Source organism: Carnobacterium divergens, assembly GCF_900258435.1.
GTDB classification, from domain to species: domain Bacteria; phylum Bacillota; class Bacilli; order Lactobacillales; family Carnobacteriaceae; genus Carnobacterium; species Carnobacterium divergens_A.
The window spans coordinates 1,304,366-1,321,652 of sequence record NZ_LT992558.1 but is presented as its reverse complement, the minus strand read 5'-3'; the positions used below and the strand labels follow the sequence as shown (position 1 = coordinate 1,321,652).

The following is a 17,287-nucleotide window of genomic DNA, read 5'->3' as shown; positions in this document are numbered from 1 at the left end:
AAACTAGCTAAATACGCGAAAAAAAAACCTTAAGCTGTTATACCTAAGGTTTCTCACTATTTAAAATAGTATCTCGTTAATTCTAATGCGGTTTGTTCCATAATTAATTTTCCATATTCACCCAAAACATCAACTGTAACGGATGTCTCTTCAGAAAACTCCAACGCCACTGCAATCTCATCATCAACACTTGTTTCTGTCATCTCTTCCACAAAGAATAGCAAATGTAAGAAGTAGCTACCGTTATAAAAATATAAATTAGAAACTGCGTTATCTAAATACATCATTTTTGACAAGGCAATCATATCTTCAAATTCATTCATTCTTAGAACAATTTCAGTTGTCAAAGCATCCGGATTTCTTAAATAAGCTTCTATTTCATCCGCTTCGGCTTCTTCAGTTAGAACTTGTTTTCTAACAAATTCAGTAAAATCTTCTGGAGTTGAATTTTCAGGTAAGGCTGAAAGATCTAATTGATCACTTAAAGCGCCACCTTTACTAATAAATAATTCTAACCCATTTCCATTTGGTAAAACCTGAAACGTAATTGCATCAGATTCATGGAATTGTTCATCCACATCAACTTCTTCTAAAATGCTGTAAAAGAAATTTTCGATTTGCTTATGGTTTCCCAATAAATCTAGAAAAGTAATTCCTCTTTCTTCCAAATCAGCATTTTCAATTAGGACACGAATGGTGTTTTCATTAATATGCTCCATTTCCATGATCTTACACCTCATTTCAATAATTCTAGTCATGCTAGAATCTTCTATAACAACCATTTTAAAGCAAATACAATAAATGTAAAGCTAAAAGCAACAATTAAATAAAAAGTTTAGCATTTTTTGTCAATTTTCTTTTAATAAATAAAAAACCTATAACCGTCTAGGTTACAGGTTTAAAAATTTTTAATTTAGTAACTAACCAATAATTGTGCTTGTTGTAATTCCAATGCACGTACTTCTCTTGGTAAGAAACGACGAATTTCATCTTCATTATACCCAACTTGTAATCTTTTTTCGTCTAACATAATTGGTCGACGTAACAAACCTGGATTTTTTTGTACAAGTTCAAAAAGTTGTTGTAAAGGCATATCATCTAAATCAACATCAAGTTCTTGAAATACTTTTGAACGAGTCGAAATAATTTCTTCGGTTCCATCTTCAGTCATTCTTAAAATGGCTTTGATTTCTGGAATGTTTAAGGGTTCAGAGAATATATTTCTCTCAGTATATGCAATGTGATGTTCCTCTAACCAAGCACGCGCTTTTCTACATGAAGTACAACTAGGTGATGTATATAATGTGACCATAATTTATTCTCTCCTTTTCACTCGGTTATTTCCGAGAAGAAATTTTCTATTGATTAAGTATCTGTCTACAAGACTTATTATAAATCATTTAATTTTAAATATCTACCTTTTTTGACATATTTTTGTCACTTTTCCGACAAATTACATTAGTTTTCAATACTTATATCTTTTTCGTTCACATTTCAATCATTTTCATACTTGATATAACAGTGATTTGAATTAAGTTTGAATATTGATAATCATTCTAATTAAATAATTAATATAAACAATAATTATTCCTTAAAAAAAGAGTCAAAAATTAAAAATCAATTTTTGACTCTTTTTATTAGTTGTGATAGCTTGCAGCTTTCGCTTGTAAAACAGGAATATCTGCTTCAGTACAGTAAACAAAATGTCCAGGTGTAATTTCACGTAATTTTTCTTCTGCTCCAGTAGATGCTTTTGGAGTATAAGGAATACGAATACGATTGCGCTCATAGTTAGGATCTGGAAGTGGAACTGCTGATAATAAGCTTTCAGTATATGGATGCAAGGGTGCATTGTATACTTGATCAGCAGGAGCCAATTCAACTAACTTCCCATAATACATTACACCAATACGATCACTAATGTATTTAACCATTGAAAGATCGTGGGCAATGAATAAATAGGTTAACCCTTTTTCCTTTTGCAACTTCATTAACAAGTTAACTACTTGTGCTTGAATCGAAACATCTAAAGCCGAAATAGGTTCGTCACAAATAATAAATTCTGGTTGAACAGCTAACGCACGCGCAATCCCAATACGTTGACGTTGACCCCCTGAGAATTCATGTGGGTACCGTGTTGAGTGATCTGGATTCAATCCAACTGTTTTTAACAATTCATCAACTTGATTGTTACGATCTGCTGTAGATGCAGCTAAACCATGGATATCAATTCCTTCAGCAATAATGTCACGAACTTTCATTTTAGGGTTTAAAGATGCATATGGATCTTGATAAATCATTTGCATTTCTCGTCTAAATTGAAGCATATCTTTTTTGCCTTTAATATCATGAACTTCAGTATTTTGGAAAATGATTTCGCCTGCTGTTGGTTCGTATAAACGAATAATTGCGCGTCCAGTTGTTGACTTCCCACAACCTGATTCTCCAACTAAACCAAAAGTTTCCCCTTTAAAAACATCAAAAGAAATGTCGTTAACTGCTTGAACTTCATTTTGTTGACCCTCATTGAAATACTGTTTTAAACCTTTTACTTGTAAAATCTTTTCTTGATTAGTCATTTAGGTCAACCCCCTTACCTGCATCTGCATCATCAATTGGTTCAAATGTTGCTTCTGAGGTTGCTTTCATTTCAGCAGATGTTACGTGTTTTTCTTTTTTGTAAATTTCTTGACGTGCTCTAATTTCTGCAGGTGGTGTTACGGCTGGTGCATCTGGGTGTAACAACCACGTTGCTGCATAATGAGTATCGGATACTTTAAAGAAAGGTGGTTCTAATTCTGTATCAATTTTCATTGCAAATTCATTACGAGGTGCAAATGCATCTCCTGTTGGTGGATCTAATAAATCAGGAGGTGTTCCTGGAATCGCATAAAGATGTCCGCCACCTTCTGTTTCAAGAGTAGGCATTGAACTAATTAACCCCCATGTATATGGATGTTGAGGATTATAGAAAATCTCATCGACAGTTCCTACTTCAACAATTTTACCCGCATACATAACTGCTACACGGTCCGCCACATTCGCAACGACACCTAAATCATGGGTGATAAAAATAATCGATGTCGCAATTTTTTGTTGCAGTTGTTTCATTAAATCTAAAATTTGCGCTTGGATTGTAACGTCTAGCGCTGTTGTTGGTTCATCTGCAATCAATACTTCTGGGTTACATGCTAAAGCAATCGCAATGACGATTCTTTGGCGTTGTCCACCTGAAAATTGATGAGGATACTGTTTCATTCTTTTTTCTGGTTCAGGTAATCCTACCAATTTTAACAACTCTAACGCACGTTCTAAGGCTTCTTTTTTGCTTAATTTTTGATGTTTAATAATCGGCTCAGCAATTTGTTTGCCAATCGACATCGTTGGATTTAAAGACGTCATCGGATCTTGGAAGATCATTGCAATCTCTTTTCCACGAATTCCTTGCATTTCTTTTTCAGAAGTTTTTACAAGGTCTTTACCATTAAATAGAATCTCGCCTTTTTCAATGTTTGCATTTTTAGCAAGCAAACGCATGATGCTTCTACTAGTTACTGATTTACCAGAACCAGATTCGCCAACGATTGCTAATGTTTCGCCTTTTTTCAAATCGAAACTGACACCACGAATTGCTTGTACCGTACCAGCAAAGGTGTCGAATGTGATATTCAAGTCTTTTACTTCTAATATATTACTCATCCGTATCTACCCCGCTAATCTTTCATTTTTGGATCAAATGCATCACGTAAGCCATCAGCTAATAAGTTAAATGAAATCATTAAGATACAGATAACGGCTGCTGGATACCACATTAAATGTGGTAAGAAACGGAATGTTTTATATCCATCACTTAAAAGTGTTCCTAATGATGCTTGTGGTGCTGGAATTCCTATCCCAATGAAACTTAAGAACGCTTCGAAGAAAATAGCTGCTGGAATTGTAAACATTGTTTGAATAATGATTACACCAGATAAATTGGGAATTAAATGCTTAACTGCTATTTTGAATGAAGATTCACCCAATGTACGAGCAGCTAAAATGTATTCTTGATTTTTTAATTTTAATGTTTGAGCACGCACTACACGAGCCATTGAAATCCAACCGGTAATTGCCAACGCTAATACAATGGACATGATTCCTGGTTCTAAAATCAACAGCATTAAAATTACTACTACTAGGTTAGGGATCCCAGACAGAATCTCTAAGAAACGTTGCATGACATTGTCAACACGTCCACCCTTCATACCTGAAATTAAGCCATAGGTTACACCAATTGTTAAATCAAACAATGCCGCAATAAAGGCAATTAAGAGGGAAACGCTTGTCCCAGCAAGAATACGTGAAAATAAATCACGTCCTAAACCATCTGTACCAAAGAAGTAGTTCACATCTTTAGGAACATTTTTTTGGGCATATTTATCTACACGCTTATCGCCAACTTTTGCTGTTCCGTTTAATCCGTTGATGTTGATTCCAGGAATTCTTGGTGGTAAGTTTGAGTATGCCACTGTTTGTTTATTAGGATCATGTGGTGAGATTAGTTTTGCTGACGCACATGCTGCAATAATAAATAATAAAATGAACAAACAGACAACTGCTGCTTTATTCTTTTTCAAACGTCTCCATGAATCTTGGAAGAAATTTAGTGAAGGTGCTGCAATTTTTTCTTTATCTGCTAAACCAGAATCTAAAGCTGGTTGAAAGCTGTCAGGGGTTAAGTTTTTTAGTTCTTGATTTAATTCACTTTGTTGAGTACTCATTAATTATCCCCTCCTGCAGTTACACGAATACGTGGATCAATAATTCCATATAAAATATCTACAAGTAAAATTACGCCTACTAACATTGCAGAAAACAGAATTGTCACACCCATAATCGTTGGGTAATCATTGGTCATAATTGATTTTACAAATTGTTCCCCGATTCCAGGGATTGAGAAAATATTTTCAACGACTAACGAACCTGTCATTAATCCAACTGCTAATGGACCTAATAAGGTTACTAATGGAATTAGTGCATTACGAACACCATGTTTAAAGGCTACAGTCCAACGACTCAATCCCTTAGCACGTGCTAATTCAATATAATCACTGCTTAAAACGTCAACCATTTCAGTTCTGATAAAACGAGCTGAATCTGCTAATGGAGAAATGGCTAAGGCTATGGTTGGAAGGACTGATGAAGCAAATCCGTCTTTCCACATCGCAATTGGGAACCACTTTAAGTACACTCCAAACACTAATTGTAACAATACTGCAAACACAAAGTTTGGAATCGATCGACCTAATATCGCCATAAAGGTGGCTGATGTGTCAATCCATGTATTTTGGTTCATTGCCCCGATTACTCCTAGAATAATTCCCAGTAGTGTCCCGAGGATAATCGCTTGGAATCCTAGCTGTAAGGAAGGTCCAACACGAGAAGATAGTAACGTTGTTACTGGTGTATTATTAAATTGGAATGATACGCCCAAATTTCCTCTTAATAATCCGGTAATATAAATCCAATATTGTTCTGCCATTGGTTTATTCAAGCCATACTTTTCATTCATAATATAAATTTGTTCTTCCGACAGTTTTTCCTGGTTACTGTATGGTGTACCTGGTAAAAGCTTCATCAAAAAGAATGTAATCGATGCGATTAGGAATAATGTCAAAAACATGTAGAATATTCTCGTTCCTAAAAATTTTGCGTAGTTTTTCATCGATTCAAGCACCTCCAACTCATAATTTTAATCGTATTCTTAAAAAAAGAATATACTATATAGAATAGCTTGTCAAAGGGAATAATGCAAAAGTTTTTTGCTATTTTTCCTTTTTTTTTTTCACTTTATTAAAAAACAGTGACAAAAAGCTTTGTTTTCATGTGTTTTCCCTAATATATATTTTTTTTGAAGTCATTATATTGTTTTAAAACAAATTTTAGGGTAAATTAAATTAAGTAGATTTTCCTATTAGGAGGAAATAAAAAACATGAATATGAAAAATAAACCCTTAATTTTAATCATTTTGTCATTGATTGCAAGCTTTGTTTGGCAACTTATCACGCTGCAATCAATCAGCCTCTTAGAAACATCAAATAGCCTCTTTTTTATTGCTGGTATTTTACTGATTTTTGCTCTGCTTTGGTTGACTCTTTCTTCTGGTGTTTTCGATTTCTTTAATTATAGTATGAGAAAAAGTCTTCACCTTGTTAAAAGAAGCGAGGAAAAATTAGAAGTAAAACCACTTTCTAAATCAGTAGGAACTGGCTTTAGAACCTTTTTAATCTCAGGTGCCTTATTATTAATCATCAGTTTATTCGCACTTTTAGGTTACTATTTGTGAAATTTAGCGTATAATTAATGGAACGCTTATATGAGAATCAAACAATTCGTTGTATCCTTACTACAAGCATATTTTTATTTAAAGGAGTTTTTATTGATGGAAACAATTTTTTCAGGCATTCAACCAAGTGGGGTTCCTACTATCGGAAACTACATTGGAGCGATGAAACAATTTATTCAGTTGCAAGATGAGTACAACTGTTACTACTGTATCGTTGATGAACACGCAATTACCGTCCCTCAGGATCGTTTAAAATTAAGGGAACAAACGAAAGGCCTTGCAGCTTTGTATTTAGCTATTGGGCTTGATCCAACGAAATCAACAATCTTTATTCAATCTGAGGTCCCAGCTCATACACAGGCAGCATGGATCGTTCAGTGTAATACAACTGTTGGTGAATTAGAAAGAATGACTCAATTTAAAGATAAGTCAGCAAAAAACAATCGTGTAGGAGTTAGTGCTGGTCTGCTTACTTACCCACCACTAATGGTGGCTGATATTGTTTTATATCAATCAAATTTGGTTCCTGTTGGAGCAGATCAAAAGCAACATTTAGAATTAACCCGTGATTTTGTAGAACGATTTAATAATCGTTACAGTAACGGTACGCCCATTTTAACTTTACCAGATGCTTTGATTCCAAAGGCTGGTGGGCGAATCATGAGTTTGCAAGAGCCTACTAACAAAATGAGTAAATCAGATGAAAATCAAAAAGGATTTATTTCAATGTTAGATGACCCTGCAGCTATCCGTAAAAAATTAAAGAGTGCGGTGACAGATTCAAGTGGCGTGATTGAGTATGATGTTGAAAATAAACCTGGAGTTTCAAATCTACTAACTATCTATGCTTCTTTTTCTGGTGAATCGATTGAAGAACTTGTTGCACGTTATCAAGGTGTAGGTTACGGTACTTTCAAAGATGAATTAGCAGATGCTGTCATCAACATCTTGGAACCTATCCAAATTCGTTACCGCGAACTACTTCACTCAGATGAACTGGACAAAATTTTAGATGCTGGCGCTATAGAAGCGAATAACATTGCAACTAAAACTCTTACTAAAATGACAAATGCTGTTGGATTAGGAAGAAAAAGACGTTAAAAAAAAGAGAAGCTACGGCTTCTCTTTTTTTAATAGATTAAATTTAATAAATCCTCTTTTTCGATATTTCCAAAGTAACGCTTAATGTCTACTTTTTCTAATACGTCGTTGATTGCGTTACGTTCATATTTTACATTTTCTAACAGTTTCTCCACGTCTGAAATTTCACCCAAACCAAAGAAATCTCCAAAAATTCTTACTTCTTTTAAAAGCCCGTTTTCCACATTCATCTTAAATTCAACGGATCCAATCGGAAAGCGTTGACGACGATTTAACTCAAACTTAGGTGATTTCCCATAATTCCAATCCCAATTCCCATAATAGTCATTTGAAATTTCATGGATTCGATTCCAATCCGCTTCTGTCAAATGATATTCTTTTACTTGGCTACGGTCGGTTACATCAAAAATACTCAACAACAGCTGATTTCTAAATTCTTTTGTTGAAATGTATTGATACTCATCACTTAAAAACGGTTTGATATTCGTAACACGACTTCTGATTGACTTGATTCCCTTTGATTCAATTTTATCTTTGCGGACTTTTAAAGCTCCTACAACTGCTTCAATATCACTATCAAACATAATCGTACCATGAGCAAACATTCTGCCACTTGTTGCATACATCGCATTGCCTGAAAACTTTTTATCGTCAATCACTAAATCATTTCGTCCTTTTAATTCTGCACCCTCAACACCCATTTGATGCAATGAAGCAATCACAGGTTTTGTAAATTTCCCGAAATCACGGAATGAGTTGCCATCATCAGGCATGATAAAACTAAAGGATAGGTTGCCAAAATCATGATACACAGCGCCTCCGCCTGATAGACGACGCACCACATGAATCTTATTTTCTTCAACATATTGTGTGTTAATTTCTTCAATCGTATTTTGATTACGCCCAATAATAATTGAAGGTTCATTAATGTAAAAAAGTAAAATCGGTTCGTCTAAATTCATTTCTTTCAACAAAAATGTTTCAATTGCCAAGTTAATTCGTGGATCTGTAATCTCATTGTTGTCTACAAAATACATAACTAGTTGCTCCTTTTTTTCTTATAATTCTATTACTAAATCTTTTTTCGCTAATAAAACTTCTGTATTCCCCGCGTGATTAATGGCCTCTGCTTTTAACAATTCTAAGTCGCCAGTTTGTGGCAAATGCGTTAACACTAACTTAGATACTTTTGCTTCTTTGGCAATCCGAGCCACTTCTACTGAAGTCATATGCACACGGTGGTTTTCCATTCCCTCAAAGAAGTTTGTATCTGCTAATAATACATCTGCTCCCTTTGAAAATGGAATAAAATCAGCTAAATAACCAGAATCTGCTGTATACACTAACACTTTACCTGTCTTGACTTCCTCTATTCGCATTGCAAAACAAGGAACTGGATGCAACGTTTTCATAAAGGTTATCTCAAACGGTCCAATATAAGTTTTATGGTGTTCTTCGTAAGCAATCCCCTCTGAAACGCGTTCTAAGGTTAAGCCTTTAAATCCTTGCTCATTTTCTGTATGGGCATAAATCGGCAAAATAGGCGCCCGATCTTCGCCCTGTTTTTTCCGCTTCAATTGTCTTAAAAATTGGAGCACTCCTACATCAGCGATATGATCGTGATGATAGTGAGACAAGATAACAGCATCTAATTCTAACGGATCTAGATGTTGCTCTAAAGCAATCAGAGAAGCACTTCCAGCATCTACTAATAAATGATACCCTTCAGATTCAACTAAATAAGCACTTGTTCCTTCGTTTTTAAAGGGATAGCCGCCCCAATATCCTAAAACGGTTACGTTCATCTCTATTCTCTCCTTTCAAACACTTCATAATTACCATACACCACACCCGTTAAAAGATAAATAAAAAAGACTTTTTTTCTTTCAAAGAGAGGGTTTAGTTGGATATTTATATAAAACATTCTAATTTAAATACAATTTTGTTTTTTCATAAATGCAATAATGCTTTCACTTATCCCGTTCGCTTGTTCCACACATTGGTTAATACCAAACCCACCAAAGCCATTTCCACCAATATAAATGCCAGGGAAATTTTTTTCTAATAATTGACTGACTTTTGCTTTTCTTTCGTCATGTTGCGTCGTGTATTGAGGAATCGCGTTTGGCCATCTCGAAATAATATGATAGTTAGGAGGTGTATCAATTCCAAGTATTTTCTGTAAGTCTTCCAAAATATATTTTTCAACTTCTTGATTGCTTAATGAGACGAGTGAATCTTCTCCTCGTCGGCCAAAATTAACGCCAACAAGCGTTTCATCTGTCGTGTTGAGTACGGGCCATTTTTTATCCAACAAGACCGCTGACGTCACGTGAGAGGCATCTCTTCGCGGTGTAACAAAACCAAACCCGGTTGGTTGATTTTTGATTGCTCCTTTTGGGAAACTCAATAGAATAAACCCAATTGATGCTGTCACAATTTGATTGAAGAATTCCGTCAACTCGGTATTTTTAAAAAGATTACGGTATTCGGTTGCTGGTGTTGCTATAATAACAGCTCCCACGCGCATCTGTTCTTTGCGGTTAATGTCTAAAATATACGTTTCTTCCACACTTTTTTTAATTTCAAACACTTTTTTGCTAAATTGGATATGACATTTTAATAACTCTTCAAGTTTTCCAGTTAGCACCGACAACCCTTTATCAAAGGTTGCGTAATTACCGTCCCCATCTAAAAGTTCAGGATATTTTGCGAGCCCTTTCGATAAACTCCGATATTTTTGATGGATTTTATAGATGGATTCATTTGAGCTGATAATGCCCATTTCATCTAAATCACCTGCATAAATTTTAGAAAAGAAGGGTTCAACAACATGTTCGACCTGCTCTTCTCCTAAACGTTTTCTTAAAAATTTACTGACTGAAATATCTTGTTCTAATGTTATTTTAGGTTGAATAAAATCTTTGTAACTAGCAACTTTTCCATGAAAGGTTAAAATTTGATTTTTCCAAATGTCTTTTCGCCTAATAGGAATACCTTTATAAGTTGGATAATCTAAGCTATGCAGTTGATTATAAAAGTAAACATCCGGCTTGTTTCCTTGACTAAAAATCAACCGGTCTTCTATTCCCAATTCTTTAATTAAATTCAGCGCATCCGAGTAACGTACATCAATGGATTCTGCTCCTGTATCAATATAGCGGTCTTCTACTTTAATGGTATGTATTTTGCCACCGATTCTTGTTGATCCTTCCAATAAAATCAGTTCGAATGGTAAATTTTCTCTTTGAATTTCTTGTTCAATTCGGTAAGCTGCTGTTAAACCTGTAATCCCTCCACCAATGATTGCAATTCTTTTTTTAGCTCGCTCCATTTTTATCCAACCTCCAGTATGCTTCCAAAGTACCTTTATTTTACTTGTTTTTGTTGAAAAAGGAAACCATCTTTAAGCTCTTTTTCACATATAATTAAAGTGCTTATTTTTATAATTTTTATTAATATTATTTCTCTTAATTTTCTAACAGATTTCAATACACTTCTTGCATCAAGCAGTGTATACTATGAAGTGTAATCACAACTGACTATTATGGAGGTAAATTATGAGTATGTATGTTTATACCACAACCGGTACACATCCCTATCTAAGAACGTATTTACACGATTATCCTGAACGTACGATGACCTTAATGCAACGAGCAGATTCATCAGGTACTTATTTGTTAATGGATGAAAGTAATGGCAATTCAATTTTTAACGCCCCTTTTGGGTACGTGAATCGTTATCAATATCAAGAAAAGCCGCCCATCGGCATGGCAGTATTGCAACATATCGGTTTATTACCAGAAAATGAAAAAAGTTTTTTATTGCAATTTGATAAATTAAAAGCAACTTTAGTTAATCATCCTGAATTAAATTGTTTGTATCTCTTAAAATCGGAACGCAAAATGGCCTATCTAATTATGACTTTTTGGCAATCAACAGATGATTTTCATAAGTTTGAAAAATCAATTGATTTTCAACCGCTACTTCCTTATGTTGCGGATCATCAAAGTCAATCTTCTGAAATCACTTATGCAGATGTATTTTATATTAGATAATTTAGTTTAAAATCGACACGCCATTATTGATAAAAAGCCTTAAGCAAAAATATTGCTTAAGGCTTTTTGATTCTTTAATTTAATTCACTTTTCGCTACAACATAAAATTCTGTAATAGCTACTTGATTATAAGGAAATACCCAAAGTAATGGAATGAAGAATCCAACTACACTAAGTAAATACCAGCCAATAAATGACAATTGTAAAACAAACAATGCCCAAATTTTTCCTTTTAGCAATTGGTTTACATATTTGAATAAATCGCCAAATCCTAATTGAGGGAAATCATAACGTGCTTGGACTACGATTTGGAAGTAGGCTCCAATTATAAGCGAAAATCCAACTGCAACAAGTGTTAAAATCGTTGTTAAGCCAAGTAAAGCTCCAACCCCGCTAGTCGCCACAGCGCCTTGTGGCATCGACGCTCCTGTTCCACTAGTAAACACCAAGGCAATCACTGCACCCAGTCCTACTACACCGATGGCAGGAATAAAAATAATAAAACTAATAATAAAGCTAACTAGTTTAGAAACAATATTAATCAATAGCATCGGTACATAACGCCCTTCGCTAAAAACATTAAATAACATAGATACTTCTGCTTTTTCTCCTCGAACTGTTCTTAAGGCCGCAATATATAACCCATAGGAAAATGCAAAAGTTAGGAATATTCCAGACAACCAAATAATGGTTGAATTGTCATGAAAAAGAGCTCCTAAAATGGCTGTAATAAAATAATTGATCAAACCTGATAACAAGGTTAAGAGCGCAAACGTTCCCCATTGACCTTTAAGTGTTGTTCTTGCTGCTTTACGAAAATCAGCACTTGTCATTTTCATCATCCTTTCTTTTTATGAACCAAATTTAATTTTCTTAACGGTTTCACTGTCCAAGCGTTTAATGACTTCTGTCATGAGTTTCACTGTATTTAAATAATCGTCTTCATGAATAACTGAAGTATGAGAATGTAAATAACGTGTTGCCACTGTAATCGCTAAGGCTGGAATTCCATTTTTACTCACATGTTGACTTCCTGCATCAGTTCCCCCACCAGCAATCACTGTATATTGGAAAGGAATTTCTAATTCTTCAGCTACACCTACGACAAAATCACGTAACCCTTTATGAGCGACCATTGACGCATCGTAAATAATAATTTGTGGCCCTTCACCTAATTTAGAATCGGCTTCTTTAGGTGTCATCCCAGGAGTGTCTCCGGCTGTTCCAGTATCTAATGCAAAAGCAATATCTGGATCAACCATATGAGTAGCCGTTTTTGCACCACGCAAACCAACTTCTTCTTGAACATTTCCTGCTCCAAAAGCAATATTTGGATGTGATGATGCTTTTAAGTTTTCTAAAATTCTTAGTGTCACTGCTAAACCAATTCGATTATCCCACGCTTTTGCTAATAAAAACTTAGAATCATTCAAACGCTTAAATTCGATATAAGGCGTCACCATATCTCCTGGTTTAACTCCCCAGCTAAGAGCTTCTTCTTTATTCGTTGCGCCAATATCGATAAACATATCGGCAATCTCATAGGCTTTGTTGCGTACTTCAGCAGTTAACACATGGGGTGGTTTACAGCCAATTACGCCATGAATTGTTTTATTTTTGCCAGTTGTAATTTCAACTTGTTGCGCTAACATTACTTGTGACCACCAACCACCTAAGGTTTGAAACTTAAGAAAGCCTTCTTCAGTGATTCCTGTAACCATAAAACCGACTTCATCTAGGTGACCTGCAAATAATACTTTCGGTCCAGATGCGTCTCCGACTTGTTTTGCAATCACACTTCCTAAACCGTCAAAGCTAATGTTATCCGCATATTTTTCTGCATAGTTAACGAAAACAGTTCGAACGGCTCCTTCATTTCCTGGAACCCCTTTTGCATCTGTTAAATCTTTTAATAATTGCAATTCCTTTTCTTCCATTTTAAAAAGGCCTCCTTTTCAATTCTAAGCTTTATTATATCACTTTTTATGAAAAAACTAAAACCATTCCTTTTTTATAACAAGACGAATATTAAAACAAAAAAGCTTGTACCCGTTAACGAGTACAAGCTTTTTCTATGGATTAATGACTTGTTACATAAGCCCATTTGTATGAATATTCAGGACCTACTAATTGCATTCCCACATCTTTAACAAATGGTTTTTCTAAAACTGCATTGTAACGTTGATAAATCGGACCAATTCCGGCTGTTTTCAACAGTTCTTTTTCAGCTTCGCGCATTTCATCCCAACGTTTTTCTGGGTCAGAAAGGCTCGTTGTTTTAACGTTTTCCAACAATTCGTCGTACTTCGCATTTGAGAAGTTTGAACGGTTGTTGCTGTTATCTGTTGTAAATAAATCTAAGAAGCTAACTGGATCAGAGAAATCAGCACTCCAACCAGCTACTTGAATGTCATAGTCCATTTTATTATTTAAATCGATACGAACTTTAAATGGAACATTTTTCAATTTCACTGTTAAGCCTGGTAAGTTTTCTTCTAATTGACCTTGCATAAACTCTAATGAACGTTTTGCATTTTCAGTATCGTCAGAAAGTAATTCTAACTCAACTTTATCAACACCAAGTTCTTTCAAGCCTTTTTTCCATGCAGTAGTTGCTTCTTTTTTATTGTATTTCAATATGTTGCCATTTTCTTTACGGAAGTCTTTACCGTTTTTAGGATCTTTTGCTAAACCTTCTGGAACAAAACCATCCGCTGGAATTGAACCATTTTTTAAGATAGTATCTGAATAAGATTGTTTATCAAATGCCATTGAAATAGCTTTACGGATATTTTCATTGGCTAATGGAGTGTCACTACCATTACGTTTTTGATTGTATTTAAAGTAGAACACAGATGAAGTTGGAATGTTTTTCAAATCAGGATCGCCTTCTTTAGTTTGAACATACTCCCCTGTTAATTTCATCATATCGATATCATCTGAATCATATAAATTCAACGCAGTTGACATTTCTTTTACGACGTCTACTTTGATTGTATCTAGTTTCACTTCTTTTTTATCCCAATAAGTGTCGTTCTTTTTGTAAACCCAGCTTAAACCAGTTCCGTCCCATTCGGTTAATTGGAAAGGTCCGTTATAAACTAATTTTTCACTGTTTTTAGCAAATGAATCGCCTTGTTCAGTCACATATTTTTCATTTTGTGGCATAAACATGGTTAAACATAATAAATCTTTAAAGTAAGGAACTTCTGCTGCTAATTTTACTTCAAAGGTTTTATCATCAAGGGCTTTGACACCTAAATCTGTTGCTGGTTTTTCACCCTTTGTAATTTCAGTAGCATTTTCAACAATTCCTGACATCATGTATGAAAATTGTGCTGCTGTGTTAGGATCTACGACGCGTCTCCATGCAAACACAAAATCATTTGCTGTTACAGGGTCGCCATTTGACCAATTAGCATCGTCTCTAATTTTGAAGGTATAGGTTAAACCATCTTCACTAATTTGTGGTTCTTCTTTTGCCATCCCTAACACGATGTTGTTTTTCAAATCTTTACGATAAAGACCTTCAAATACATTGTTCATAACGGTTGAACCTACCGAATCGGTATTCATTACAGAATCCATTGTTGGAATTTCTGCTGTTTCAATTAAATTTAATTCTTGTTTTTTCGCCATCTTGCCGCTATCGTTTGATGCGTTATCACTTTTATCAGAACTTCCTCCACCACATGCTGCCAAAATGACAGTTGAAGCTAGAGCAACTCCTAAAATCCCCATTACTTTACCTTTTTTCATTTCTATACCTCCAATTTCAATCTTATTAAGTTAAGATTAAATTTTTATAAGCTAACAAAACCGATTTTATCATCTTATTATAAGGCTAGCAATTGTTACCTGCTTGTTTCTAATTAAGCTCTCATCCTTGTTAATCAAACCTTAATTAATGAAGAATGTAATGGTTGAAAATCAAAAAAAAAGCAAGTGAGAATGAATTCTCACTTGCTTTTTACATTTTATTAATGGCTTTCAACGTAAGCCCATTTGTAAGTGTAATCAGACCCAACTAAGTGAACTCCGATATCTTTAACATATGGTTTTTGTAATACAGAATTGTAACGTTGGTAAATCGGTGCAATTCCGGCAGTATCCATCAAGATTTTTTCAGCTTCTAACATTTCATCCCAACGTTTTGCTGGATCAGAAAGACTAGTTGTTTGAATTTTTTCAAGTAATGCATCGTATTTTGCATCTGAGAATCCTGATTTGTTATTGCCGTTTTCTGTTTGGAACAATTCAAGGAAGTTGATTGGATCAGCGAAATCTGCGCCCCAACCTGCTACTTGGATGTCATAGTCTTGTTTGTCATTTAAGTCAAGACGAACTTTAAATGGAACATTTTTTAATTTGATTTTTAGGTTAGGAAGGTTGGCTTCCATTTGGCCTTGCATAAATTCTGAAGATTTTTTCGCATTTTCAGTATCATCTGAAAGAATTTCAAGCTCTAATTTGTCAACGCCAAGTTCTTTCAAGCCTTTTTCCCAATACTCTTTTGCTTTTTTCTTGTTGTATTCTAACAAGTTGCCATTTTCTTTACGGAAATCTTTTCCACCATCAGGATCTTTTGCAAGACCTTCTGGAACCATGCCGTTAGCTGGAACAGATCCGTTTTGTAAAACAGTGTCTGCGTAAGCTTGTTTATCATAAGACATTGCGATGGCTTTACGGATATTTTCATTTGCTAAAGGTGTTTCTTTATCTGAACGTTTTTGGTTAAATTTGAACCAGAATACAGATGAAGTTGGCAGTTTTTTCAAATCTGCATCATCTTGTCTTTGTTGTGCATAGTCACCTGTTAAAAGCATTCTATCAATAGAATCATTGTCATATAAATTCAATGCAGTTGAGGTTTCTTTTACAACGTCCACGTTGATTGAATCTAGCTTAACAGATTTTTTATCCCAATAAGTGTCGTTCTTTTTGTATACCCAGTTTAAGCCTGTACCATCCCATTTTGTTAATGTAAATGGACCATTGTAAACAAGATTGTCACTATTTTTAGCGTAAGTTTCGCCTTTTTCTTTAGCAAATTTCTCGTTTTGTGGGTAGTACATTGATAATCCTAGCAAACCTTTGAAATAAGGTACTTCTGAAGCTAGTTTTACTTCTAACGTTTTATCGTCAATTGCCTTAACGCCTAAGTCAGTTGCTGGTTTTTCACCTGCAATAATCTCTGTTGCATTTGCAATAACGCCATCCATCATGTAGCTATATGGAGCTGCTGTTGCAGGATCCACTAAACGTTGCCATGCATAAACGAAATCACCTGAAGTTACAGGATCACCGTTTGACCAGTTTGCGTCTTCTCTAATTTTAAACGTATAAGTTAAGCCATCTTCACTCACTTTTGGCTCTTCTGCCGCCATTGCTAATTCATTATTATTTTTAAGATCTTGGCGATACAGTCCTTCAAAAACGTTGTTCATTACAACAGAACCAACTGCATCTGTATTCATGACGGTGTCCATTGTAGGAATTTCAGCACTTTCAATTAAATTCAAAGTTTGTTTATCAGCCACTTTTGATGATCCTTTATCAGAGGAAGATTTGCTTCCACTATCTGAACTACTTCCACCGCCACAGGCTGCTAAAACTAATGTTGATGTTAAAGCAATTCCTAATAGGCCTACTACATTTCTTTTTTTCATATTCATTCCTCCGATTTGTAATACTTTAAATAACAAATTAACTTCTTGTCACTATATTATCATCTTAATTTAATATTATCAACATTTAAATTTAAATTATCTGAATTTTTTTGATTCAGTAGTTTTATTTTAT

Annotated in this window: 16 protein-coding genes; 3 read left to right on the top strand and 13 right to left on the bottom strand. The window is 34.7% G+C overall.

The window, feature by feature from the left end:
* Positions 1-56: 56 nt before the first annotated feature.
* The 6 genes from CDIMF43_RS06720 to opp3b form a co-directional block, all read right to left on the bottom strand.
* A complete protein-coding gene (locus CDIMF43_RS06720; protein WP_034570390.1) occupies positions 57-725 on the bottom strand; it encodes an adaptor protein MecA in 669 nt (222 codons plus the stop codon).
* Positions 726-913: 188 nt separating this feature from the next.
* Complete coding sequence (gene spxA / locus CDIMF43_RS06715) at positions 914-1,312, bottom strand: transcriptional regulator SpxA (RefSeq protein WP_074402990.1); 399 nt, start codon at positions 1,310-1,312, stop codon at positions 914-916.
* 325 nt (positions 1,313-1,637) lie between these two features.
* Positions 1,638-2,579: an ABC transporter ATP-binding protein gene (locus CDIMF43_RS06710; RefSeq protein WP_109841549.1), complete on the bottom strand. Its 942-nt coding sequence runs from the start codon at positions 2,577-2,579 to the stop codon at positions 1,638-1,640.
* Positions 2,572-3,699, bottom strand: a complete 1,128-nt coding sequence (locus CDIMF43_RS06705) for an ABC transporter ATP-binding protein (RefSeq protein WP_074402992.1) — start codon at positions 3,697-3,699, stop codon at positions 2,572-2,574. The genes CDIMF43_RS06710 and CDIMF43_RS06705 overlap by 8 nt, the downstream gene beginning before the upstream one ends.
* 14 nt (positions 3,700-3,713) lie before the next feature.
* Complete coding sequence (gene opp3C, locus CDIMF43_RS06700; RefSeq protein ID WP_074402993.1) at positions 3,714-4,760, bottom strand: oligopeptide ABC transporter permease; 1,047 nt, start codon at positions 4,758-4,760, stop codon at positions 3,714-3,716.
* Positions 4,760-5,704, bottom strand: a complete 945-nt coding sequence (opp3b, locus tag CDIMF43_RS06695; RefSeq protein ID WP_034570404.1) for an oligopeptide ABC transporter permease — start codon at positions 5,702-5,704, stop codon at positions 4,760-4,762. The genes opp3C and opp3b overlap by 1 nt, the downstream gene beginning before the upstream one ends.
* Positions 5,705-5,972: 268 nt before the next feature.
* On the opposite strand from opp3b, the gene CDIMF43_RS06690 reads away from it, so the two are divergent.
* Positions 5,973-6,326, top strand: a complete 354-nt coding sequence (locus CDIMF43_RS06690) for a DUF3899 domain-containing protein (protein WP_227001156.1) — start codon at positions 5,973-5,975, stop codon at positions 6,324-6,326.
* A 96-nt stretch (positions 6,327-6,422) separates the two neighbouring features.
* Complete coding sequence (gene trpS / locus CDIMF43_RS06685; RefSeq protein ID WP_109841548.1) at positions 6,423-7,427, top strand: tryptophan--tRNA ligase; 1,005 nt, start codon at positions 6,423-6,425, stop codon at positions 7,425-7,427.
* A 29-nt stretch (positions 7,428-7,456) separates the two neighbouring features.
* On the opposite strand, the gene CDIMF43_RS06680 is transcribed toward trpS, so the two are convergent.
* The 3 genes from CDIMF43_RS06680 to hemG all read right to left on the bottom strand — a co-directional run bounded on the left by CDIMF43_RS06680 (position 7,457) and on the right by hemG (position 10,761).
* Positions 7,457-8,464 carry a lipoate--protein ligase gene (locus CDIMF43_RS06680; RefSeq protein ID WP_074402995.1) on the bottom strand — a complete coding sequence of 336 codons (1,008 nt, stop codon included), beginning with the start codon at positions 8,462-8,464 and terminating at the stop codon, positions 7,457-7,459.
* Between the two features lie 21 nt (positions 8,465-8,485).
* Positions 8,486-9,232 carry an MBL fold metallo-hydrolase gene (locus tag CDIMF43_RS06675; protein ID WP_074402996.1) on the bottom strand — a complete coding sequence of 249 codons (747 nt, stop codon included), beginning with the start codon at positions 9,230-9,232 and terminating at the stop codon, positions 8,486-8,488.
* 125 nt (positions 9,233-9,357) lie between these two features.
* A complete protein-coding gene (gene hemG, locus CDIMF43_RS06670; RefSeq protein ID WP_109841547.1) occupies positions 9,358-10,761 on the bottom strand; it encodes a protoporphyrinogen oxidase in 1,404 nt (467 codons plus the stop codon).
* 226 nt (positions 10,762-10,987) lie between these two features.
* Here hemG and CDIMF43_RS06665 point away from each other — a divergent pair, with 226 nt between their 5' ends.
* On the top strand, positions 10,988-11,485 hold the full coding sequence (locus CDIMF43_RS06665) for an antibiotic biosynthesis monooxygenase (RefSeq protein ID WP_074402998.1): 498 nt from the start codon (positions 10,988-10,990) through the stop codon (positions 11,483-11,485).
* Positions 11,486-11,559: 74 nt separating this feature from the next.
* Here the strand turns inward: CDIMF43_RS06665 and CDIMF43_RS06660 are convergent, their stop codons facing one another.
* The 4 genes from CDIMF43_RS06660 to CDIMF43_RS06645 all read right to left on the bottom strand — a co-directional run bounded on the left by CDIMF43_RS06660 (position 11,560) and on the right by CDIMF43_RS06645 (position 17,154).
* A complete protein-coding gene (locus tag CDIMF43_RS06660; RefSeq protein WP_074402999.1) occupies positions 11,560-12,318 on the bottom strand; it encodes a DUF975 family protein in 759 nt (252 codons plus the stop codon).
* Between the two features lie 18 nt (positions 12,319-12,336).
* On the bottom strand, positions 12,337-13,422 hold the full coding sequence (locus CDIMF43_RS06655) for a M42 family metallopeptidase (RefSeq protein WP_109841546.1): 1,086 nt from the start codon (positions 13,420-13,422) through the stop codon (positions 12,337-12,339).
* A 142-nt stretch (positions 13,423-13,564) separates the two neighbouring features.
* Complete coding sequence (locus CDIMF43_RS06650) at positions 13,565-15,244, bottom strand: peptide ABC transporter substrate-binding protein (protein ID WP_109841545.1); 1,680 nt, start codon at positions 15,242-15,244, stop codon at positions 13,565-13,567.
* A 221-nt stretch (positions 15,245-15,465) separates the two neighbouring features.
* Positions 15,466-17,154, bottom strand: a complete 1,689-nt coding sequence (locus CDIMF43_RS06645; protein ID WP_074403002.1) for a peptide ABC transporter substrate-binding protein — start codon at positions 17,152-17,154, stop codon at positions 15,466-15,468.
* Positions 17,155-17,287: the final 133 nt, after the last annotated feature.